The 691-nt window shown below is 41.5% G+C and carries 1 protein-coding gene; it reads left to right on the top strand.

Annotation, left to right across the window (positions count from 1 at the left end):
• Positions 1–176: 176 nt before the first annotated feature.
• Positions 177–691, top strand: a 515-nt coding sequence (locus tag J3U35_RS05645) for a Dam family site-specific DNA-(adenine-N6)-methyltransferase (RefSeq protein ID WP_267360126.1), incomplete at its 3' end; no start/stop codon positions are given.

Below are 691 nucleotides of genomic sequence, written 5' to 3'. Positions count from 1 at the left end.
GATCATGAAATTTTTTTAAACAAAATTAAACGCGTCGAGGGGCGGGTTGTTATTTCCGGTTGCAACAGCGAGTTATATAACGACATGCTAAACGGTTGGGATAGGAAATGCACTAATGCACGAGCTGCATCACAACGTGGTCCAATAATTAGAACTGAATGCATTTGGATTAAATAATGAAATTAGAGGAAAAACGGATGACTGTCCAAAAATCATTTTTAAAATGGGTCGGGGGGAAGTCCCGTATTATCGACCAATTATTACCTCACCTGCCTGTGTCGAACTCTCTACGGCTGGTTGAGCCGTTTGTTGGTGCGGGTAACGTGTTCGTAAACACAAATTATAATCGCTATCTGCTATCAGATAAAAACAGTGATTTAATTAATGTGTACGTTTGGCTGAAAAACGACCTCACGATGCTGATTAACGCCACCAAAAAATTATTTGATAACGATGTCGATTTTTATCAGATACGCACTCAGTTTAATTGCCAGCTATTTATGCCGTCGTCATTAGAGCGTGCGGCGGCGTTTGTTTATTTGAATCGTCACTGTTTTAACGGGATCTGTAGGTACAACCAACGTGGCGAGTTCAACGTACCGAGCGGCAAATATAAACGGGTCTATTTCCCGCAGGATGAACTGATCGCGTTTAGTAATAAATTGATATCCGTGCCCACTGACGTTATGGC

The sequence above is a fragment of the Gilliamella sp. B2717 genome (assembly GCF_026536675.1).
Classification (GTDB): Bacteria; Pseudomonadota; Gammaproteobacteria; order Enterobacterales; family Orbaceae; genus Gilliamella; species Gilliamella apicola_I.
This window is presented reverse-complemented; position numbering and strand designations above follow the sequence as displayed.